Source organism: Acetobacterium paludosum (genome assembly GCF_008086595.1).
GTDB classification, from domain to species: Bacteria; Bacillota; Clostridia; order Eubacteriales; family Eubacteriaceae; genus Acetobacterium; species Acetobacterium paludosum.
Genome location: NZ_RXYA01000003.1, coordinates 189,645 through 212,531, shown reverse-complemented (window position 1 = coordinate 212,531; position 22,887 = coordinate 189,645). Strand labels below are relative to the sequence as shown.

The following is a 22,887-nucleotide window of genomic DNA, read 5'->3' as shown; positions in this document are numbered from 1 at the left end:
CATTGGTAATATTAATCTTGCATTTTGAATTGCGAGAGGTACCGAAGCGGTCATAACGGGGCGGTCTTGAAAACCGTTAGGGTGCAAGCCCACGTGGGTTCGAATCCCACCCTCTCGGCCATCAAATGCTTGAAATTGAATAGTAATAACATTTATTATTACCTTTGGAGAAGTACTCAAGTGGCTATAAGAGGTGCCCCTGCTAAGGGTATAGACCGTTTACGCGGTGCGTGGGTTCAAATCCCACCTTCTCCGCCACCAAGAACTACGCATCAACATTGATGTTAGATAGAACCTGTTACGTAAAGTAGCAGGTTTTTTTATAGATTTTTATAATTGGTAGGAGCACATATGTATAGTAGGTTCGCCAAAAGTTTAAAGACTTTAGACAAAGGAATAATATTAGAATTTGAAATGATGATAAATATACACAAAGTATTAAATTCATGATAGCATATGATAAATGTAAGTCGAATTAGCTCATGTTATGAGTGAGGGGGAAAAATGATTAGAGAACAACTATTGAATAACCTAAAGGCAAAATCAAATACACGAGAAGTTAACAAACTTAGAGCTGATTTTCCTCAGTTTTTTGACAATAATGGAAAATTTCTCATCAACCGCTTTAGTGAAATGTTGCAGTCAGAATATGTCGATGTTGAAAAAGAAGGGTATGAGCTAAAGTTTTTAGGTAAAAGCTATGCGAAATACCTTACTTCGACAGATACAGAGACAGTCATTACACCTGATGAGGGACACAATTCAAAAGAAATAAACAAGAATAGTGAAAATGTCTATATTGTAGGTGATAACTTAGATGCTATTAAACATTTACTTCAGTCATATTCAGGCCAGGTGAAATGTATTTATATTGATCCTCCTTATAATACGGGCTCAGATGGTTTCATATATCCAGATAATTTTCAATTTACAAAAGAGAATTTAGCAGAAACCATTGGTATCGAACTCGATGAAGCGGAACGTATTATCGAAATTGCAGGAAAAAGCACGCATTCAGCTTGGTTAATGTTCATGTATCCACGTTTGATGTTAGCAAGGGATTTATTAAAAGAGGATGGTGTCATTTTTATTAGTATTGATGATAATGAACAATCAAATCTTAAGTTATTGTGCGACGAAATATTTGGGGAAATTAATTTTCTAGCAAATCTTATTTGGGAAAAGAAATATACAATTGCTAATGATGCACAATTTTTTTCGGATAATCATGATCATATCTTATGCTACTCTAAAAATATAGATGTATTTAAGATTGGACGGCTTCCGAGGACAGAAAAGATGGATAAGGCATATTCAAATCCTGATAATCATCCAAACGGTCCTTGGAAAGCAACACCTCTACATGCAAAAAGTGGGTCAGAAAATTCTGCTGATTTTACATATACTTTTAACAATGGAGTAACATTTAAACCACCGCAGGGAACTTATGCAAGGTTTTCATCAGAAACACTTGCTAAATTTGATGAAAATAAAGAAATATGGTTTGGAAAAAATGGAGACGCAATACCATCTCGAAAAACATTTTTATCTCAACTAAAATCTGAAGGAATAGTACCAAGAACAATAATAGGTTATAAAGAGGGCGGTCATAATCATGAAGCCGTTGAAGAGCTTAAAGATTTATTTGGATTTTCTCCATTTAATGATCCAAAACCAACGAAATTAATATTACATTTAATGAAAATTGCGAATCTTAATAGAGATTCTATAATAATGGATTTTTTCTCTGGATCTGCAACGACAGCTCATTCGGTGATGAAGCTAAATGCTGAAGATAATGGCGATAGAAAGTATATTTTAATTCAGTTACCAGAGAAAATAAAGGAATCAAAATCTTTAAATAAAGCGATTTATCGTACAATAGATGAAATTGGAAGATTTAGGATTGAAAAAGCAGCAATTAAAATCAAAAGTGAGACTGGTTCTGATATTGATTATGGATTTAAGCTCTATCGGCTAAATGAGCCGGATAAAAATAGGCTTGATAAGATCGTTGAATTTGATCCCCATTCTACTTATATTATGGAAGATATGACAGAAGGATTTTCTTTTGATGAAGCATCGGGAAGAGCTACAATTTTAACAACATGGATAAACCAAGATGGCTATGGATTAATATGCCAGACAGAAAAAGTTAAGCTAAACACTTATACGGTAGATCTATGTCAGGATAGTCTTTATATTATTGATCCGGGGATTACCTCTGAAGATGTTATGGATTTGATTAAGATGGTAGAGGATAATACGCTAAATATTTCTAGAATTGTTATATATCCATATTCTCTTACATTCAATGTGCTTCATGAATTAAAGAAAAATTTTCTTAATTTGCGAAATAGTAAAAATGTAAATGTGATCGAGAGATATTAGGATGGAGATTCAGCTAAAAATATTACCGCATCAAACAAATTGCCTAGGTGCTATCTGCAAAGTTTTTGAAGGTGTACAGATATCAACAAATAATCCCATCTATCAAAACCCAATCATAAATTTGGATGACAAACAGATCATAGAAAATATAGATGAATTATGGGTTGGTGATATTGATGGATTAAATCCGATTCCTATGAATATGCAACGTAGAATTGACGATGGAATTCTGGGAATTGATGCAAAACTTGAGACAGGTACAGGTAAGACATACATTTATACGAGACTTATGTATGAGCTTCACAAGAGATATGGGTTTAACAAATTTATCTTGCTTGTTCCTTCCACGCCGATAAAAGAAGGTACACGAAACTTTATAGAAGCGAAGTATTCAAAAAAGCATTTTGCGGATCTGTATTCAAATTCGACATTAAAATTGGCAGTGCTAAATGCACAAAAGCAGCAAAAATCAGGAAGAAAGATGTTTCCATCAAGCATAGCAGAGTTTGCTCGTGGTAGCCGTTTGGAGAGAAATCGTCTCAACGTTTTATTGATGTCAGATAGCATGCTGTTATCCAAAAAGACAATGGAGAAAGATGATTATGATCAAACTCTGTATGGCTCTTTTACGCAACCCTATAATGCTTTGAAAGAGACCAGACCTATTGTAATCATCGATGAGCCGCATCGATTTAGGAGAGAAAATAAAGCATATCAATGTATCCTAGAAAAACTAAATCCCCAGTGTATTATCCGTTTTGGGGCAACATTTCCAAATGTTTGTAAAACAAACGAAAAGGACTACAACAATCCTGTTTACAATCTCGGAGCTTGTGAGGCTTTTAATGAATCCTTGGTAAAGGGAGTTGCAGTTCAGACCTTGGAAAACACAAATGAAGATGATGTGAAAATCAAGCTTATGAAAATTATTAGTAAACCTAAATCTTGTGTATTTCGAAATGAAAAGACCAAAAAGAGTCAAACGTTTGTGGTTGGAGACTATTTAAGTAATATTGATGAGAATTTTTCAGGTATCACAGTGGAAGCTATCGGAAAGACTGATGATCCGGATATTAAAAATGGTGTGACGCTTTCAAATGGTCATGTGCTTTCGGGCGGAGACATTATCTTCGCGTCTATCTATGGAGCTACTTATCAGGAATTGATGCTAAAGCAAGCCATACAAAACCACTTTAAGCAAGAAAAGGCAAATTTCATTCGTGGTCATAAGATTAAGACCCTTTCTTTATTCTTCATCGATAGTATTTATTCTTATCGCGGAGATGAGAACGATGGGACACTACGTATAAAATTAGAGGAGTTATTAAGTGAAAAGCTAAGAGAGGAGATAGGGGAAATTGATTCATCTGCGACAAAAAATCCTAATTTGCAACAGTATAGAGAATTTTTGGATGCGTCTCTGTGTGATATTAAAAAAACGAATGGTGGGTACTTTGCAGAGGATAATTCCAAAGCGGATGCTGATATTCAGGATGAAGTGGAAGAAATCCTAAGAGATAAAGAATCATTAATTTCTTTCAAGGATGAATATGGTAATTGGAACACGAGAAGATTTATCTTTTCAAAGTGGACTTTACGTGAAGGATGGGATAATCCGAATGTATTCCAAATTACAAAGCTCCGTTCTAGTGGAAGTGAAATTAGTAAACTTCAGGAAGTAGGACGTGGCTTGCGACTTCCTGTTGATGAATATGGAAATAGAATATCAACGGAACAGTTTTATCTTACCTATCTCGTGGATTTTTCTGAAAAGTCTTTTGCAGATTATTTAGTAAATGAAATAAATGCTGATGTCCATACAACAAGTATCAAAGAAATGCTTAGTAAAGTTGCGAAAGAACGTAATATTTCTGAAAATATTTTGTTTGCTCAATTGCTAACGAACGAATTCGTTGACAGGGATTTGAATATCGTCCCAGGAAAACGTGACGAAATGATGAATCAGTTCCCTGAGTTCAATACTGGGTTGCAGCAAGGCAAAGTCATTGATACAACAAAAGGAAAGAATAGTACTGTGAAAATTCGTACTAAGCGCTTTAGCGAACTTAAGGAACTTTGGAGTAAGATTAACCAGAAATACTATTTGAAGCTTGATATAGTTCCAGAGGAAGAGCTTTTGAATTGCGTGAATGACATTTTAGATAAAGATATCTATGAGAAGCAGATGGTTTATGCGAAGGAGAGTCGAACTGAAAAAGGGGATAATAAAATTGAAATAAAAGAGGCGATTGCTGGTTATCATACGCTTAATGATACAATGCCTTACAATGAGTTTTTGAAACGAATTCACAAAGCTACGGGACTACCTTTACAAATGATTCATCAGGGTTTAGTAGTTAAAAACAAGCAAAAAACTTTACCCAAAGATTTTTTCAATATAGCAACTTTGTATAAATTTATTGAAATGTTCCAGGAATGGTTGGAAACGGCTTTCATGAAACGGTTTAGTTATCAAAAACTCGGGGTTAATTCTAAAGAGACTGCATTAACTGATTTAGATGGCAATGTGAAGGATTGTATTGTTCAAGGCGCAATTGGTATTATGAAAGATGATAGCCTTACAGTTCCTTCTAAATTTCTGTTCGATAGTTTTGTATATGATTCACCTAAAGAACGTGAAACTATTGAGAAAAGCAATATCGATGAAGTGGTTGTGTTTGGGAAAATTCCACGAAAAAGCATTCAAGTTCCTTTATATTTTGGAGGAACAACAAGCCCAGACTTCATGTACATCCTGAAAAAAAGAAGTGGAGACTATGTGGTCAATTTTATTGTTGAGACCAAGGATGTTAAAAAACAAAGCAACTTGAGGGGTGAAGAAAAGATGCGAATTGAGTCTGCAAAAGTTTTCTTTAAAGCAATGCGGGATGATGGGTTAAACATATCATTTGAAAAACAGCTTAAAAGTGATGATATAGTTAGAATGATAAAAAAATTAGTTGGTTAATCTAATTTCGGAATTTACAGCAAAATTGATTTTTTATAAGTAATTCTATTTAAGTAAGTTCCCAGTACCCAAACGAACGGTGGGTTTTACATTATTACTGTGATTACTTAACCACCTGCTCTGATTCTATATAGATAAGTGGTTGTCTATGTCGGCAAAGTTCAGCACATCAAAATCGGTCAGGGCGGTATTGTCCTCACAGTGTGTTTTGGTTTCAGGATTTTGAAGTATAGAACGCTTTGCCTCTCAATACCGCGATAATCAAAGCAACAAGCAGCATAACGCCTGCGCTATCCGGTTCCGGGGGAAACAACCACAAGGAAGTGTCGGTGGCCAGATACAATTATTTTATTGTGTCCAGCCGCTCCAATTACAGGTGCTGCACTTTATAACGTAATATATTTCATCATGTTCATAATCGGTAAATGCTTGATTATCCAAAGTATCTTTTCCACAAGACGGGCAGGCCTTCAATGGAAATATATCGACTGATTCATCGTCAAAGATAGCTTGGTTGTAGTTATTAACAATATCTTCAACGGAAAATTTGTCAGCATCTTCTTTTAGGTATACCTTTGCGGTTGTGTCAAAATCTTTGTCAAATGGGATAACGATTTTACATCTGTTGTTTGAAGTAAAGTCGATTTCGCATTGTTGCAAATTCTCCCAAATACATTTTTGAGTTTCCGGATTAAAAAGAACGATTATAACTGGCAAAGAATGATTTAGCCAATAATCTGCGTGTTTACTATCAAATCTGAAAACAACACCTTCATGGTTTTGCTCTTCGAAATAGCTTTTGCCGGACTTGATTTGTACAGCAATCAATATACCTTTTGGGGATGTATCATCCGCTATCTCGATGTGAGCATCTATGCCATAATCATCTGTTGTTTGTTCACGAAAAACCCACCCGAGATCTCTATCAACAATAGTTTGTACATGTCCCACTCCTATTCAATCAGTACGTTTCATAATTAGCACCTCATGCTTATAATACCACAGCCTATCTACCAAAAACAGATCGAAAACTGTAAGTAACGTCGTCAATCGTAGTTTTTCTATTGTGTATTCGCTTCTACCAGATTCGTTGTCGGTCTTACCACCATACAGTTATGTAGTGGCGGAGAAATTTTTGAAAAAGTGCAGTAGCTATTGCCAAAAGGTAGTAAAAAGAGACCACACCAGAGCAATCGAAAGGATCAGATAAATTAGCGATTTTTTAGAATGAAAAATGTCACACATATGGCAGGATAATATTTATATGTACCATTTTTCAGAAATACGTGCATTATGACTATCTGTAGGTGGTGAAGCTAATTCGAATTTTGTTAGGGTCGGGATATTAATTGCTGATCCAAAAACAAGTGCATGACCAGTTTGTAAATATGTTAATCGATCAATAATACCTTCACTAATATATGGTACCATTCTGGAAATATAGGTTAAATCATCGGGATTTTGAACACGATGGATGATGAAGTTACTACATTGTGATACAACAGTTTTTGAAAGTTCATTAGGTCGTTGAGATGAAATTCCCAAGAGTAAACCAAACTTTCGACCTTCTTTAGCAATTCGTTCAAAAATATTATAACCAAGGGCACCATATATATTCTGGTTTTTAATAAATCGATGTGCTTCCTCAATAATTAAATTGATTGGCATATCAGCTTTTTTAGCGCGATTTCTTAAATAGTCGAATATAATTTTTGATAAAACTTTGGCAACGACTTCGCATGCGGAGTCGTCTAGACTACTGATGTTAATGTTTAATATTTGGTGATCACCAATTAAATTGCTGACATATGAATCAATATCAGTAAACAATGTTTTGGTTAAAATACGCCCTTGGTCACTATCTCTTAGTGATTCTAAACGAGTTACAAGAGTAGATGTATATTCTTGGATTCTTTGAGAACTGATACTGCCTTCGTATAAAACCGCAAATGAAACAGCTTCAGCAAATTGATTTAAATCATATACAACTAAATGTTGATCTTGTAATTCATTTTTAATATCAACGTATTCATATATTTGGCAATGGTCATATAGAGTTTCTATTAGAGGAATTTGTCCATAGGATGTGGCTAGACTTTCTCTAATTGTTTTTCCATTGGTTAAGCGAGTATCCAAATTAAATTCTTCTGTTCCAAATGTTGCTAGAATGACTTTTAGTTTATCGCTTTTTGAAGGGGATGAATCAGAACTGTTCAATACGCCCAAAATGGTACAACTTAGGATATGGTTTTTTAATTTATTGTCGGGGTTAGTTTTATCAAAAAAAATTCGGGCAATGTCAATGGCACGCTTAATAATTGGTATTTGTGTTTTTTCAGAAGCATGTAAGAGAATGGCCCAATCATCGGCAGATAATGCCCATACTGGAATTTCGAGGCGTTCATCAGTAGAATAATAATCAGTTGAGAGCATCTTTGCATTAATCTGATTATTACTTTGATTGATATCCTTAAATGCAGATTCATATTCTCCATTTGAATCTAAAATAATAAACTTTGCCCCTCGTGCAGAATAATCTGTTTTTTTAAATATGCTTTGGAGTATTTGTGCCATTGTATTTGATTTTCCCGATCCGGTGTTTCCAAAAATTGCAAAGTGAAATCCAAAAAAATTATCAATGTTTATCTTAACATCATAGTCAGGGAAAATAACTGACTGTCCGATTGGTAAAGAAATAGCACGGGTTTTTCCATAGATAAAGTCAGCTATCTGGTCATCGCATTCGATCTCCAACATAATTCTTAAATCATGATCCGTAATTATACTAATCGTTGAGAAAATTAACGGCATTTTTGAAACTCCAAAGAAAAACTTACCGTTAATTATTTCGCCTATCAAACTCAAAAAAATAAATTTGGCGCTTTTAGGCTTGCTCATTTTATCGTACGTAGAACTTGTTTTTTCATCAACACCTATAACTTCAGCAATAATTTTCCTTCCAATGTCGTCAATCGTTACATATGAACTGATTTCTCCCACAAAACGTATACCATCCGATGTGTTTATGTAGTTACCTAGGTTGTCATACATTTCTGCAATTATTGATCGGTTGCTCACAGTCACTAATTTACCAATATTTCGACTACTCATTGGAAATCACATTATTCTCGAATATTTTGATAGCTTCATTCCCATCAATCATTTCAAATTTTTCTTGTACCTCATCCTGAATGTCAGGCATAAGATCAATTACAAAACGATTGAAATAGTGTATTTTATCTTCAGAATTGATAATTGTGATTCGGTTATCCCCAATTTTTTTTAATTTTTCGATATTTTCACCTTCACCAAAAACAACCAATCTAAAAGTTGGGACAGCGAGAGCATTTAAAATTAAGCGGTTGATGTGATCATCAGCAAAACTGTACCCTAATGTTATTAATAAACTATTGTTATTCATCAGAGCGCCTTGCATACTCCTGAATAAGTCGGAATAAGGTGTCATTAATGTAGTTCTATCTTTTAAAGGGATAGGATAGATGAGAATAGAATCTTCAGGCTTAATGTGATTATAATCCTTTTCATATATTTGCCCATCAATATTTACCCATGTGATAGAACCGTGAATTTTATACAAGTTGTAAAAGTTAGATATTCTTTGCCAAATATCTTTATTAAGATTCATGTTTTCAACATAAGCGTAATTATAACAAAGAGGGTTGAATTTCCGGTTATAAGTTCCAGTGAATCCATTATTATAAAAAAATCCCAGTTCATCCAAAGCCTTTTCATTGTAAAGATCGTAATTAGTAGTGAAAACATTGATCGGTGCTTTTCTAGTCTTCTTTATAGTTTTTAAATAGAAAGACTTATACAAGGCTAATACATCGTTGTTCCCTAATCCAGCAATAATGCTATTTCTGATAAATTCTTTTACTTTTTGGATCTTTTCACTTATTTCAATTTCAATAGGAATATGAGCATCTACCATTTTTGTTGCCATCATAAAATCTAACATTCTTTCTAAATTATGTTCAAATGTTTGCTCAGCGTTGATTCCACCAATTGAAAAATATGAATTCTCACTAAAAAAATTTTCATATAGAGAGTACATGGTTGGTATCGCATGTTCTTGTTCATTTTCAATATAACTGGAACAACCTGAACCGATTAAAAAGTTTAAGTTTTCTATTTGCAAATATTGGGATAATTCTTTTTTAACAAAATCAATGTCAACCCGTTGCTCTTGAGAACCTTTAATGAAACAAATGGTTTTCTCTTCCAAAATATGTAACCCCTTTTCATAGTTATCACTTTATCCTAATTTTATTATAAAGCTATATAGTAAAAATAGCAAACAAAGCATATTTATTGACCTAGCTATGTGAGTTTTATAAAAAATTGGTATGCAATAATCTAACGCGACATTATTGAATTACCTTGATTTCTTGATTTGGCATCATCCAAGCCCGGAAAACAACCATTATGACCAGCAAAAACATTGTTGGGAGCAAAAAACGTTTGCATAAAGAAACTCCTGATGTTGTGAATCAGTTTTATTTGTAAAGGTAGTTTCCTTGTATCCCGAAGAGTAATGAATTTTCAAACAAAGCATTGTGACAAAAGATGAAATATAGCAATTATACAATGTTTCCATTAAACAGTAACCAAAAAAAATTCCAAAGGAAAATGAAGCAAAGTCCTTGGGGGATGCAATCGCTCTTTCAGAAATGAAGGTAGCAATTAGCCCGGAAAGAGGAGCTAAGAAAAGCATGAGCTTCTTAATGTTGGTCAGTTGATTCACATAATTGCAGACAATGAGAAAAATGGGTGCCAAAACCATGACCAGGCCAAAGAAACTACCGGAAACAAAGGTGCCATCAGTGAATTCCGATCCCAGAAGGACATTGAGCCCATTTAAAACAAGGTCATTTTCATAGCCGTACTCGCTGGAATTCACTACACAAAAAGTTGTGAAAAGAGGCAGTATCAGAGCAAACGAAAGGATCAGGCTTATATTCAGCCATGAATAATCAAATCCAACAAAAAATATATCACAAAATTGAGACAAATTTAGTAAGTATATTCGTCTCTAAGCATAGAAAAGTAAAAAAATATTTTTTAAGGAGAAAAAAATGAATTATTGGCAGATATCAGATGGTAATGGGGAAACAAATTTGAGAGATGTTTTTATTGATTTAAATGTTGCTCTGATGGGACCAGGGGAGTTAGGTGATTATTTTGACCATAAGAATGAGTATGAAAATATGGGACATGGTAATAAGATTGGTACATTTGCCGAAAAAGTGCAGATTGGGGATATATTTGTACTTAAACATATGAAGTCAAAGATGAAGACGTGGCAAATATTAGCTGTTGGAGAAGTCGTTGGGGAATATCAATATGAACCCATATTTGGAAATGTAGGTGCATATGGATGGGACGTTCAGCATTGCAGAAGAGTGAATTGGAAGGTTCCAGATGAAGAAATTATTGTAACTGGAGGAGCCAAACCTAAAATTCAGATTTTAAAAGATAGCAATGCGATGAAGGGGAAAGCTATGGAGCTTTGGGATAAGCTTTTATTCAATTATAAGAAATAATATGATTTCTGAATTGGAGTCTGGATTTTTATCAAAGTGAATGCATTTTAGTGATCCCTAAAGACTCAACAGTCTTTAGGGATTTTGCTATTCTTTCTATTTTCTCTCCGTCTTTTTATTGATATATTTTAAAACCCCATCTTTACTCATAGGAATGTTTTGATACTGCAGGAACCCAACAGCGATCATGGCAATTGAAATAATCAGGTACAGGTAATAGCCCATACTGGCAGATGCAGAAACATTGAGTCCGTATGCAATCACTCTTTCAGCAATGAAGGTGGCTATTAATCCGGCAAGAGGAGCAAGGAAAAGCACGGTGTGTGTCAAGATAGTTGTCATCATTTTACAACTTTTTCACTATACATATTGCAAACTTATGTGGTCGAAATATCCATTAACTTATGCTCTTCTGTTTTTAACCGGATTGAGAAAAACTGTGACATCAAGTTCCCATTTCCGACACTGTCGCGCCCAACGATTCGGATTTTTTTCTTTTGCCTGTTCATAAACACGTTGCCGGTTTTCAAAAATAACGGCATCCATGCCGGTATGTCGCTGATTGGGCGTAAGGAAATTAAGACCACTGTGATGATGTTCATGATTGTACCAATGGACGAATTTCAATACCCATTGTCTAGCTTCGCTGATGTCAAAGAAACCTTTGTAGGGGTAATCCGGCCGATATTTGCATGTTCTGAAAATCGATTCGGCATAGGCATTATCATTACTGACACGGGGTCGGCTTCTGGAGCCGGTAATTCCCAATTGATACAATGTTTCCAAAAGGGTTGCGCCTTTCATGGGGCTGCCATTGTCTGAATGAAGCACCAATGGTGCCTGTCCGGTATATTTTTCGGATAAGCAGGTTTTTCGCATCAGGGTACTGGCATGCTCGGCGGATTCCACCGGCCAGATTTCCCAGCCAACAATTTTGCGGCTGTAAAGATCTAAAATCAGATAAAGATAGAAAAATTGCCCGGAAATGGGGCCTTTCAGCCAGGTAATATCCCACATCCACACTTGATTCGGTCCAGTTGCACAATGGGTGGTTGCGGTACGTTTGACGGGCTGGTCGCTGCGACCGCGATGGTTTTGTTGTTTGACTTCTTTTAAAATGCGATAGATGGTTGACTCGGAGGCCAGGTAAATCCCTTCATCAGCCAGTTGCGGCACCATTTGGCGGGGTGGCTGGCTTTTAAAACGATCACTGTTCATATGATCCAGTATCACTTGCTTTTCTTCGAGAGTCAACTTGTTTTGGGGTTCAGGATGTTTGGCATGGGGTCGCTGGTCTTCAGGGCATTTTTTCCAGCGGAATAAGGTGCGTTGACTAATCCCCATAATCCAACAGGCTTTTTTCTCCCTGGCTCCAGCGGTAACGGCTTCCAGGATCAGTGCGATGGCAATGGCGCGATCGGCAGGGAGGATCATTCGTCCTCGGGTTCCCCCCATATCGCTCGGCACTTTTTTTGAAGAACCAAAAGTGCGGCTGTTTCTGCCAAAGCTCTTTCTTTACGGTTGAGTTCTTTTTGCAGCTGTTTGTAAACTTTGTCTTTATCTCTTAAATTGCGTTGCAGTGTTGCGGTTTCCTGTGCAACCCCGCCATTTGCCTGCATACAGGCATCCCGCCAGGCAATGACCTGTTCAACGTAAAGACCTTTACTTCGACAGTATTCGGCAAGTTCGATTTCGGTTAAAGTGGCGGTTTCGAGAACAACATAAAATTTATCTTTAGGATCCCAGTTCTCTGAGCTGGTATTCGTTTTAGGAATTACCACTCCTTTTTCTTTGGCCTGCCGTTTCCATTTATAAAGAGTTTGCTCTGACAGACCATACGAATCCTACTTGAAAAAACAAAGGAATTGGTACGAACTCAGAAAATACCCGAAATCCGACGGTTTATTAATAAATTCATACACAGAGTTGTTGTACATACAGATAGCATAGAGGTCACCTTTAAGGTGGCTTTTTTTATTGGAGAAAAATGGACATCGACCTATTCTTTTACCAAATGGCTTAACAGAGAAGCGATTAAGTTTGGGGAGTATTTATGTAAAATAAATATTGCATGAGAGAGGCTTTAAATAAAGAAATCAAAATGATTTGTATATACAATATCGATAAGCTAAGAATTTCTTCAGAGAAGCTCTTGTTTCAAGTTTGAATAATAGTATTAAATATAATTGCGTTCCTGATAATTATATTGCATAATACAAAATATAGTGTTAAAATATATATCAACAACCATATCTTGTGATTAATGTGGGAAAGGAGAAAACTATGTCAGAACTAATAAAACCTGGTACAGATAACAAAACACCCGGTAAATATACTGAAGTTGGCCCCCAAGGTGGGAAAATTAATAAGCCAAGAGTCGTGAATATTGGTACAGGTGATCGGTTACCTCCAACTCAGAAGCCAGGTCATAAATGGGTGAAAAAATAATTCATTGGCCACTGTTCATAACAGTGGCCATAAACTTCAAAATTTAAAACATCGTTGGTTAATGGAGAAAGCCATTCAATGGTTTTAAGTGAAGTTTCAATCGCAGTTATTTTTTTTATTAAGTCAAGGCCGTTGTCTAAATTCACTAAAGTATGAAGTCTGAATCCGAAATTTGATGCCTTTTTCACCTGGACCATAAGAAGTATTACTTTTTGTTGAAGCTGTTATATTGAACACTCTTATATCATTTGTATTATAGCATAACGAAACATGAGTGAAAAAATAATATTTGGAGCAGAGAGGGCATAAGTTTATAAAATGTTTTTGGATTAAAAATTCTGAAAAAATATTCTGAAAGATTAATTCAGGTAATCTTTTGCAAATGATTGAAAGTAATAGCATCGATATTGCAACTAAATTCTAAAAAAAGGAAGCTGATACTATTGGAGATGAACAAAACACAAATTGAAATGCGGGCAATCATGTTACTGGAAGATAGTTTAACCAGAAGCCAGTACATTATTCCAGAAATTCCCAAAAATGATAAAACGCCTTCATGGGATGGAAACATTTTTATTTATAACCAACCGGGGACAAAGAAAAAAGACCTGATTGGAAAAATTGATGTTCAAGTAAAAGGTCATTACAATAAAAAATCATTTAAAGATAGGATAACCTATCCTGTAAATGTGTTCGATTTGAGAAATTATTTAAACGATTCTGGAGTGATCTATTTTGTTATTTATATGAAAAATTTTGATGATTACAAAATCTATTACAATACGTTATTACCATTCGATCTAACCTGTTTACTAAAAGAAGCAAAGGATCAAAAAAGTAAAACGATTGAGTTAATAGCGTTTCCTACAGATGAACTGGAAATAAGAGATGTTTTTACAAACTTTATTAGAAATAGAGATCTTCAAGGTGCAATTGACCATAGATATCTTTCATTAGAAGATGTTGAAAATTCCAATTTACCCATCATGAGTTTTCATTTTGGTTTTAGTGGTCCGGGTCTTGAAAAATCCTCGCCAATAGAATATACGCTTAATCATCCTACATATATTTACTTTAAACCATCCGAATATGAAGTGTTTTTCCCCATTGAAAAAGTCACTTTTGATTCGGTCATGGAAACACTAATTAAAGACATCAAAGTTAATGAGGATGTCATGTATACTGAATATAATGTGTTCCATACAAAAAAGGGCAAAACATTAAGGATAGGAAAAGGTATAGAAATAGATTTTAAATCAAAAAAAATAACTTTGAAAATTCGTGGAAGTTTACCCGAGAGAATTAGAGATATTGAATTTTATTTAGCAATGATAGAAAAGAAAAGAATTACAATCGGAGAGATGTGGCTTCCAATTAACGAAGCGAACGTAGATGATGAGGCAATCAAAAAAATTTACTCGACCCAAAATAGCTTATTAAAAATAAAAGAATTATTTGAGCTGCTTGAAATTAAAGAAGAATTAAATTTTAGTTTCATTAGCGATGAAGGAAATGAAAATCTAAAGACACTTATAAAAACATTTATTGATAATGAACCAGTTTCATTGGATTCTCGTAAGCAGTCAAGTAAAACCAGCAACTTTCCGCCACAAACCATACAACATATGAGTTAGATAATTGATTTTCTATGTTGCAGTCGGTAGCTGTTACCTGTCATGTTTAAAATCTCGCAATGGTGGATGAGCCGATCCAGAATGGCAGTCGTAATGGTTGGATCACCCATGAAGTCTGACCATTCATCAAAACCTTTATTCGAAGTAATGATGATCGATGTTTTTTCAGACATTGACGATACAAAGCCAAAGAAAAGATTGGCTTCGACTGTCGAGAGCGGCATAAATCCCACTTCATCAATGAGTACAAGTGCAGCCGCGTTGAGTATTTTGAGCCGCCTTTTACTGGCTGTTGAAATCTGCGACGTTTTTAGGATAATCATGAGTTCATCCAATGTTGTGAACGCGACGGCATAACCCAAGTCCAATGCCTTGACCGCAAGTGATAGGGCCAGGTGCGTTTTTCCGATCCCAGGCGGGCCCAGAAAACAGATATTGTAGGCCTGCTCGACCCAGGTCATATCGGACAACCGCAGCATTTGTTCCCTCGTAATACTGCGCTGAAACCCGAAATCAAAGGATTCCAGGTTTTTTTCTGCCGGCAGATTGGCACGTCGGCGCCGGATGATGTTCTGCTTTTCGGTTCTGAGTCGTTGCTGCTCTGACAGGAATACCTCAACGCTTTCAAGCGGCGTCAGATCATTCTGATTGGCATAAAGAAGATCAAAATCCACAGCGGTTAACCGCAGACTTGACACTAACGCATTGACGTGGTGAATCCGTGCATTCACGGTTTACCACCTGCTTTCACATAAAGGTCAAGCGAACGTTTTTCAGTCGTGACATGATATTTACTGTTGCTGAGGGGAATGGTATTGAGCACGATTTCCTGTTTCGGTTTCGCATTATACTTTAAAAAATCCCTGATATAGCTGGCTCCAAAGAGTTTGCTCACCTGACAGTAGTCAATGCCGTTAAGAACAGCGTCAACCGAATAGTTATCACAGAGTGCCTGTAACAGTTTAAACTGGTCACGGGCATAACGGGATTTTTCGGTGCGGATGACCTGCAGAAAATCCGTTGCTTTATACAAAAGCCGTTTGTCAATCGCCAGCTGCGCTTTGTTGACCGAGTTCGTCACATCACGGGTATGATCAGAGCATTTAATTAATTGGCCCCGACCGGTTGATAGCTGGTGTTCACAGATCAATTCATCAAACATCGTCATAATTCTGAGCGTTCCATCGTTGGGTTTAATTTCGACTTCTTTATGGTTGTTGTAGGTATCAAGCGGTAAAGAATAGCGATTGTTGTCATAAAGGATGGTATTATCCTTGCGGACCGTTCGCGGGATTTTCGCGGTGTTATGTGATGGGATCGCCAGCATTGGCCTTAATGTTTCGCGTTCTTCCTCAAAAATCAGTGCGGGAATCTTTTTAGTGGTGCCATGGATTTTGGCATTGCCGGTTCGCTGCAGCCATTCCAGAAATGACCCATTCAGAATTTCTTCATCGGAAAAAAGGCGGTTTTCTAAAAAGTTATATTTGATGAACTTAACCACATTTTCAATTTTACCTTTGCTCTCCGGATCGGCGGCCCGGCATAAGAACACCTTGAATTTGCACATCTGTCGCAGTTTTTCAAACTCGAAGGTATGAATAATATCGCCATCGTTCTCTGCGACACTAACGATACTATCCTGATCAAAAACAAGTTCCAATGGCATGCCACCGAGATAGCGAAAGCAATCATGACAACTGCGAACAAGATCGGATGTTGTGAAGGCCCGGGTTTGAAAATATCCCCATTTGTAGCGGGAGTGGGCCAGAACGAAAGCGGCGAAGTGAACCTTGACACGCTGGCCGTTGATCGACTGCAGCCACTTTTCACCGAAGTCCACCTGAAGCTGCTGGCCCATGGGCAGTTCAGCGACGGCCTCGTATTGTCTGGGCTGTTTGGACTTTTTAAGCTGATATTTCTCCCGTAATCCCTTGACATACCGACTGACGGTATCCTCCTGGTAATGCTCCTTGAGCCAATCGCAGACTTGCGCAGCGGTCATTGTCGGGTACTGATTCAACCAGGCAACAATGATTTTTTCATATTTTGAAAGTAATTCTTCGCGATTGATGCTGTATAATTGCGTTTCGAATTCGTCGGCTGTCATATCCCAATAACGTGTCGCGGTTTCACGATTAATCAGCAACTGCTTCGCTGTCTGTGATCGCGTGAATCCCAACTCTTTGAGTTGTTGTATGTGATGATACATCTTAAATCCTTTCATTTCTACCGCTCCCGTCTCTCTTTGTTTAATCTATTTTACCAAAGATAAGAGCTGGTTTGAATTTAAGTTGTATGGTTGTTGGCGAAAAGATGTATGGTTTGTGGCGAAAACCTGTATGTTCTCAATGGCGTAAATCGGTATGGTTTATATTACCATTTACATCGGCAGTATCAGATAAGGAAAGTGGTTTAATGGATGTAGGATTAGCGCTTAAATAGAGGTAATGGGGGCAGATGTTTTTAAAAAAAATTAAGAATTATTTTTTGGGAGTAAATGATTAAAAGCAAGAAAGCAATTTAAAAATTGATGGCTCTGTATGGTTAAAAAATAATATTACAGAGCCATTTTTCTAATAAAATAAGTAATTTTTTTCTGGAATCGCGTTTAATAAAAATAGTTTTAAAGGAATGGTGAAAATAATATCTAAATATAGAATGGAAATCAATCATAAAATGATCTTTTTTTGTTTGAAAATTTTGAATATGTTATTCACAATCGCAATGAATAATATAAACAGACATCATTCGTTGCGTAAATATTAAATAAAATGAAATATAATGGCTTCGTTTGATTGTTAAGAGTGCAATTGATGAATCATTATGCTATAATTTAAATTAATAAATTATTAAATGAAGGATAATTTGTAATTATCCGGTATGGGGCAAGAATTATGCTGATATCTCGTGAAACATTAAATTCTGAAATAAATGAATTTATTAACAATGATGTGTACACAAAGTCGCTACTAATTATTAAAGGTGTATATGGAGTAGGCAAAACTACTTTCTTGAATCAATTCAGAGAAAGTAACTTAAAAGAAAAGTTGTGGTTAGTTTTAGATTTTTCTGAACATTCTGAAAATAGTTACCTCTTTTTAAAAAAAACCGTAGAAAAATTTGTCGATGAAAGCGGTATTAAATTTAAAACAAAAAAATTTGAAAGTAGTGAATTTTTTAAATCACTACTTTCAAACTTTGGATTAAATGGTAGTTTAGCTTATACTGAAGCTGCTCAATTAGGAGTTAAATCAGAATTACATTTGATATCGATTCTCAAAAGTATAATCGCATCTAAATTTGAATACTATTCAGCTTCGATCAGAGAGTCTGACAAAGATCATTTTCCCATTATACTTGCTCGTATGGTAAAAGAAATCTGTCAAACGAGTAACTTTCGTCTATTTTTAATTCTGGATGAATGTGAAGAAATGAATTACAATTCTTCAATTTTCATTGAAGAATTGCTAAAATCTGATATTAAAATTTCTTTACTTTGTTCTATGAAAGAAGATATCGGTACTATGGATAACAAATACTTTTCTACAGTAGTTGTTCAATATATGTTAGAAAAATCGGGACTAACCAACTATAAGCAGCTACCGATAAATTCTTTTTCTGAAGATGAAACTGCTCTTTATATTAGTCAAAAATACAATCGTAATTTTGAAAAATCTGATGAAATGATTCAAAATATTCATAATTTAAGTGGAGGCCTACCTCTTATCCTGAATGTTATTAGTTCTAATTGCTCTTTGAACGAATTGGAGTTAAATGGCGGTTCATATAAAATAACTGAAATTGAAAGCCTTGAGTTACTTTATAATCGTGTTATAGATAGTGTCACTGAATCTCAAAATAAAATATTATGGTATGTTGCATTATCGGGCGGATTTATAGATGAAGATGTGTTAGGATCAATATTAGATGAATTGAATATTATAAATTACGCTTCTGAATTAGGGAGAATGCAAAGGAAGAATCTGCTTGTATATGATGAAGATAATAATTGTTTTAAAATTAAATACACTCTCATTTCAAATTATATGTGTTCAAGTAGCCTTAAATCTAACTATGAAAAGAAAGCATATTATAAACGAATTTTGAAGGGATATTTGGATTTAGTTAGAAACAAAAAAAACGAATACATAATTATGAATTTATATTGGAATCTGAAACGATATCAAGATTTTTATCAAAGTGCAATAAATTATACTCGATCCCTTGTGAAAAATGGTAATCCGGATAACGCTATCCAGATTATCGATAGCATATTAAAAAAGCAAATTAGTGACGAATATCAAGCGAATATCATTATTTTAAAATCAATTTTAATTGAAGCCAATTATTCTGTAAAGGAGTTTAAAAATTGTACAGAAATTTACAAATCATTCACTTCTGAAGAATTTTCAATGCTTAAAATTGAAAAATTTTACTATGAGATGGTGTATACAGTCGCAAAAGCTTATTATTATCAGAATAGTTACATAAATTCAATTGAATGTATGCAAATGTTACTCAAAGAAGTAAATCAAATTGATAGAAATATATACCATAATTGTATGCTACTGTTATCATCAGCTTATGACTTGTGCGGAGACTTCAATAATTCAATTAGAGTCTATAATGAAGGGGCTGAAAAAGCCGCTAAAGAAACGGATTATTATGCACAAGGACTTTATCATCTTTCGTGCCAAATGGTAGCTATGAGATATGATGAATGCATAGACAAATTGGAAAAAGCTGTATCTACTTTCAGAAATTCTAAAATTCATGTTCATAAATTAGCATATAGTTTAAATAATCTGGGAATTGAACAACTGATGGGAGGAGAATCTAAATTAGCATTTGACAATTTAGAAGAATCATTAAATATCTTTGAAAAAACAGCAATCATTGAGCAACACTTTGTACAAAACAACTTAGGTTTATACTATTATTTTATTGAGTCGCCAGATTTAGCAAGAATCCATTTACTGCAAGCGCTAAAAGGCGCTATGTCACCATTACAATACGCCTATGTAAATAACAATTTAGGGGTGTGTTTTATGAAATATGATGTGATTACAGCTTTGAAGTATTTTCAAGATGCTGAGAAATCTGCGCAAAATTGTCCTGATCCTGTTGTCTATAGTAATATTTATTATAACTTAGCTCGTTACTATTTCATAAATAAAAATATGACAAAAGTTTCGGATTATTTAAAAAAAGGAAGGATAGAAAGAATTAGCAAGCATCCTCAATATATGCAACTGAAATACAAGTATTTATATTTAATGAAAAGATCGAAAGAAGGCAATAAAAGCATCACTAATAATAATTTCAAACTATCATTAGCGCCAAATGACTGTGATAGACGATTGGCCTTTTACAATTCAGAATGGCAACTTGGTGAATTAATGTTCTATAATTAGTGCTACAGTAATTCAAAATTTAGAATGTGCTTGTATTGAATTTCCGAATAGTAGCCTACCCTTTTAACAATTTCCACCAAAATCATATGATGAGAAAAATCAATTTTAAAATACTTGGTGAGTATGCAAACAAAAAAAATCATTTGCAAAGTAACTTTACTTCGTAAAATGCATAATAGTTTTAAATATGGAAACCTTTGTTCTTCTAAATTGTGAAGTTAATTCCGCTTAATACTAGTTTGAGAAAATCACATCTGCGATTTTGCGGACAACTACAATTTTTTCTATATCATCTTAGAGCGTCATACAATTTTCATAACGATCTTATTAAATATATTCAATTATCCTGCCAGTGTAATCTTTTACAAGAAAGTTTGTTTCAGATTCTACAAATCCATTTGAACACATTGGTATTTTTAACCCTGTTGAACTAGGTATCAAAGTATAGCGAGGAATTAACCAACCTCCAATATTTCCTACTAGAGAATTTGTTATGTCAATTCCTCTATTAACATTTGTTCGAAAATGTTGCACGCCTTTAATATTAAAACAATGGAATAAATAATAAGGAATTACCCGATTTTCAGCACAAGTTTCTAACAGTTCAATCATTAAGGATAACTCGTCATTTATACCTTTTAGTAATACTGACTGGTTTAAAACTGGCAAACCAGCTTTTTGAATCATTTGCAGAGCTTTTTTTGTATCTGATCCAAATTCATCAGCGGAATTAAATTGTGTTACTATAATTACTTTGTTATATCGATCTAGAATTTCGCATAGTTTTGAAGATATACGCAAGGGATTACTCGTAAATGCTCTAGTTGCTAATCGAATTGTTTTTATATGTTTAATTTGACTTAGTTTTCGTAACATATATTCTATTTGCTCATCGCTGTTAGTAAGTACATCACCTCCAGTTAGCAAAACCTCATGAAAATAATTGTTTTTGCATATTTCAGAATATGCTTCGTCAAACAAATAATATGAGAATGAGTTATAATCATTCCATTTTTCTTTTCGACTGCAAAAACGACAATTGGCAAAGCAAATACTTGTAGTATAAATCATACATCTATTTGGATATTTCTGTACTAATAATTTCGTATTATGGATTTCATCAGGAAAAAAAGCGCCAATTCCAGTTAAATCCTGTATTTCATTGAGATTAGGCAGAAATTGTGATGCAATTGCTTTTGAAGATGTTATCTTTATCATTTCTTTTAGATGTTGCGATATTTTAATAGGATAAACTGAATCAATTTTCTCTAATTCCTGATTAGTTAACAACTGGCAGTCTGTTAACTTTGCAAATTGTTCTAATTCTATAAGTTTTTCCATTTGATAAACCTCTGATAATTACAAATTATCCTTCATTCAGAGAGGGGGATAGATAACGACTGATTAAATGCTTATATTCGCATACTTGTTTATTTTATTGAAACTCTATTTCGTGGATGTTTTAAAGTTAAAATATCATTTTGCTTTTTTGTAGAAACGTGTGTGTATATTTGAGTTGTTGTTATTGAACTATGCCCTAGTATTTGTTGTATATAGCGGATGTCCACATCTTCTTCAAGCAAAAGTGTCGCGAATGAGTGACGAAACATATGTGGCGTGATATGTGTAGCGATGTTTGCTTTTTTTGTATATTGATTAATCATAAACCGAACAGATTGTTCTGACAAACGGCAGTTTTTTCTGTTGATAAAAAGATATCCTGAACTGTCGATGCTTTTAGTAAAGGCAGTCATATATTTTTTTATTGCAGACAGCACGTCGGCGTTGCTAATTGGTATTATTCGTTCTTTTGAACCCTTTCCATAAATACGTACAAATCCATTTATAAGATTTATATCATCTGATTTTAACGAGCACAGTTCTGATACTCTTACGCCAGTCGCAAACAAGAGCTCTAAGACCGCTATATTGCGGAGACATGTTAGCTTTTGATAAGCTGTATTAGAGTCGTAATTTATTTCTTGATAGGCCGTTTGTAAAAGTGTTTCAATTACGTCAAGTGGAATTGTTCGAGGTAGAATGAATGGTTCTTGAAATTTTAAATTTAGTTTAGAAAAAGGATTTTCTATTATTACATCTTCATATACCAACCAACCACAGAAAGCTTTAATACTTGCTATTTTTCGCTTAATTGTTTTTGGTTTGTAAGTCTTGTGCAGAACTATGGCGTAATTGGATAAATTAATCTTTGTTAATTGTCCATTGGTATCGCCCATAAATAACAAGAATTGGGAGATGTCAATCCCATAAGCTTTCAAGGTTTTAGCATTAAGATTTTTTTGATATTGACAGTAGTTTAAATAAAGTTCAGACATGGTTTTAAGATTGATCATTTGTATATTTCTCCTTAATTTTGTTTCTATGAACATTATGAATGGATTATCTTACTTTGTCGAATATGCGATGAAACAATCGAAAGGGTAAGCCAGGAAATGACATTATGCAAA

14 protein-coding genes, 2 tRNA genes and 1 pseudogene are annotated in these 22,887 nt (G+C 34.6%); 8 read left to right on the top strand and 9 right to left on the bottom strand.

What is annotated here, in order from left to right; all coding sequences use genetic code 11:
• Nucleotides 1–32 precede the first annotated feature (32 nt).
• From FZC41_RS04560 to FZC41_RS04545, 4 genes are all read left to right on the top strand, one after another.
• Nucleotides 33–121 (top strand) — tRNA-Ser (locus FZC41_RS04560).
• A gap of 45 nt (nucleotides 122–166) precedes the next feature.
• Nucleotides 167–258, top strand: a tRNA-Ser gene (locus FZC41_RS04555).
• 246 nt (nucleotides 259–504) lie between these two features.
• Complete coding sequence (locus FZC41_RS04550) at nucleotides 505–2,391, top strand: site-specific DNA-methyltransferase (protein ID WP_148566208.1); 1,887 nt, start codon at nucleotides 505–507, stop codon at nucleotides 2,389–2,391.
• A gap of 1 nt (nucleotide 2,392) precedes the next feature.
• Entirely contained in the window at nucleotides 2,393–5,359 is a 2,967-nt protein-coding gene (locus FZC41_RS04545; protein ID WP_148566207.1) for a type III restriction-modification system endonuclease, read from the top strand.
• Between the two features lie 348 nt (nucleotides 5,360–5,707).
• Here the strand turns inward: FZC41_RS04545 and FZC41_RS04540 are convergent, their stop codons facing one another.
• From FZC41_RS04540 to FZC41_RS04530, 3 genes are all read right to left on the bottom strand, one after another.
• On the bottom strand, nucleotides 5,708–6,310 hold the full coding sequence (locus FZC41_RS04540; protein ID WP_170253846.1) for a DUF4365 domain-containing protein: 603 nt from the start codon (nucleotides 6,308–6,310) through the stop codon (nucleotides 5,708–5,710).
• A 309-nt stretch (nucleotides 6,311–6,619) separates the two neighbouring features.
• Nucleotides 6,620–8,470 carry an ATP-binding protein gene (locus FZC41_RS04535; RefSeq protein ID WP_148566205.1) on the bottom strand — a complete coding sequence of 617 codons (1,851 nt, stop codon included), beginning with the start codon at nucleotides 8,468–8,470 and terminating at the stop codon, nucleotides 6,620–6,622.
• Entirely contained in the window at nucleotides 8,463–9,605 is a 1,143-nt protein-coding gene (locus FZC41_RS04530) for an SIR2 family protein (RefSeq protein WP_205737057.1), read from the bottom strand. Before FZC41_RS04530 ends, FZC41_RS04535 begins: the two co-directional genes overlap by 8 nt.
• A gap of 850 nt (nucleotides 9,606–10,455) precedes the next feature.
• Between FZC41_RS04530 and FZC41_RS04525 the strand changes: the two genes are divergently transcribed.
• A complete protein-coding gene (locus FZC41_RS04525) occupies nucleotides 10,456–10,923 on the top strand; it encodes a hypothetical protein (RefSeq protein WP_148566203.1) in 468 nt (155 codons plus the stop codon).
• 96 nt (nucleotides 10,924–11,019) lie between these two features.
• Here FZC41_RS04525 and FZC41_RS04520 read toward each other — a convergent pair whose 3' ends face one another.
• Together FZC41_RS04520 and FZC41_RS04515 are read right to left on the bottom strand one after the other, a co-directional pair.
• The gene (locus FZC41_RS04520) at nucleotides 11,020–11,268 is read right to left on the bottom strand and encodes a hypothetical protein (RefSeq protein WP_148566202.1); all 249 of its coding nucleotides are present in this window, start codon (nucleotides 11,266–11,268) and stop codon (nucleotides 11,020–11,022) included.
• Nucleotides 11,269–11,325: 57 nt separating this feature from the next.
• Nucleotides 11,326–12,755: pseudogene (locus FZC41_RS04515) on the bottom strand (IS3 family transposase).
• A gap of 451 nt (nucleotides 12,756–13,206) precedes the next feature.
• Between FZC41_RS04515 and FZC41_RS04510 the strand changes: the two are divergent.
• Entirely contained in the window at nucleotides 13,207–13,371 is a 165-nt protein-coding gene (locus tag FZC41_RS04510) for a YjzC family protein (protein WP_148566201.1), read from the top strand.
• Between the two features lie 443 nt (nucleotides 13,372–13,814).
• Nucleotides 13,815–15,005, top strand: coding sequence for a DUF4365 domain-containing protein (locus tag FZC41_RS04505; protein ID WP_148566200.1), 1,191 nt, complete (start codon nucleotides 13,815–13,817; stop codon nucleotides 15,003–15,005).
• Here FZC41_RS04505 and istB read toward each other — a convergent pair.
• Both istB and istA read right to left on the bottom strand, forming a co-directional pair.
• Entirely contained in the window at nucleotides 15,002–15,736 is a 735-nt protein-coding gene (istB, locus tag FZC41_RS04500) for an IS21-like element helper ATPase IstB (RefSeq protein ID WP_148566199.1), read from the bottom strand. The two genes, FZC41_RS04505 and istB, sit on opposite strands and share 4 nt — an antisense overlap.
• Complete coding sequence (gene istA, locus FZC41_RS04495; protein WP_148566198.1) at nucleotides 15,733–17,229, bottom strand: IS21 family transposase; 1,497 nt, start codon at nucleotides 17,227–17,229, stop codon at nucleotides 15,733–15,735. Before istA ends, istB begins: the two co-directional genes overlap by 4 nt.
• Nucleotides 17,230–17,899: 670 nt before the next feature.
• On the opposite strand from istA, the gene FZC41_RS04490 reads away from it, so the two are divergent.
• Nucleotides 17,900–20,419, top strand: coding sequence for a tetratricopeptide repeat protein (locus FZC41_RS04490; RefSeq protein WP_148566197.1), 2,520 nt, complete (start codon nucleotides 17,900–17,902; stop codon nucleotides 20,417–20,419).
• A 327-nt stretch (nucleotides 20,420–20,746) separates the two neighbouring features.
• Here the strand turns inward: FZC41_RS04490 and FZC41_RS04485 are convergent, their stop codons facing one another.
• Nucleotides 20,747–21,760 carry a KamA family radical SAM protein gene (locus FZC41_RS04485; protein ID WP_148566196.1) on the bottom strand — a complete coding sequence of 338 codons (1,014 nt, stop codon included), beginning with the start codon at nucleotides 21,758–21,760 and terminating at the stop codon, nucleotides 20,747–20,749.
• Between the two features lie 89 nt (nucleotides 21,761–21,849).
• Nucleotides 21,850–22,773 carry a tyrosine-type recombinase/integrase gene (locus FZC41_RS04480; protein ID WP_148566195.1) on the bottom strand — a complete coding sequence of 308 codons (924 nt, stop codon included), beginning with the start codon at nucleotides 22,771–22,773 and terminating at the stop codon, nucleotides 21,850–21,852.
• Nucleotides 22,774–22,887 lie beyond the last annotated feature (114 nt).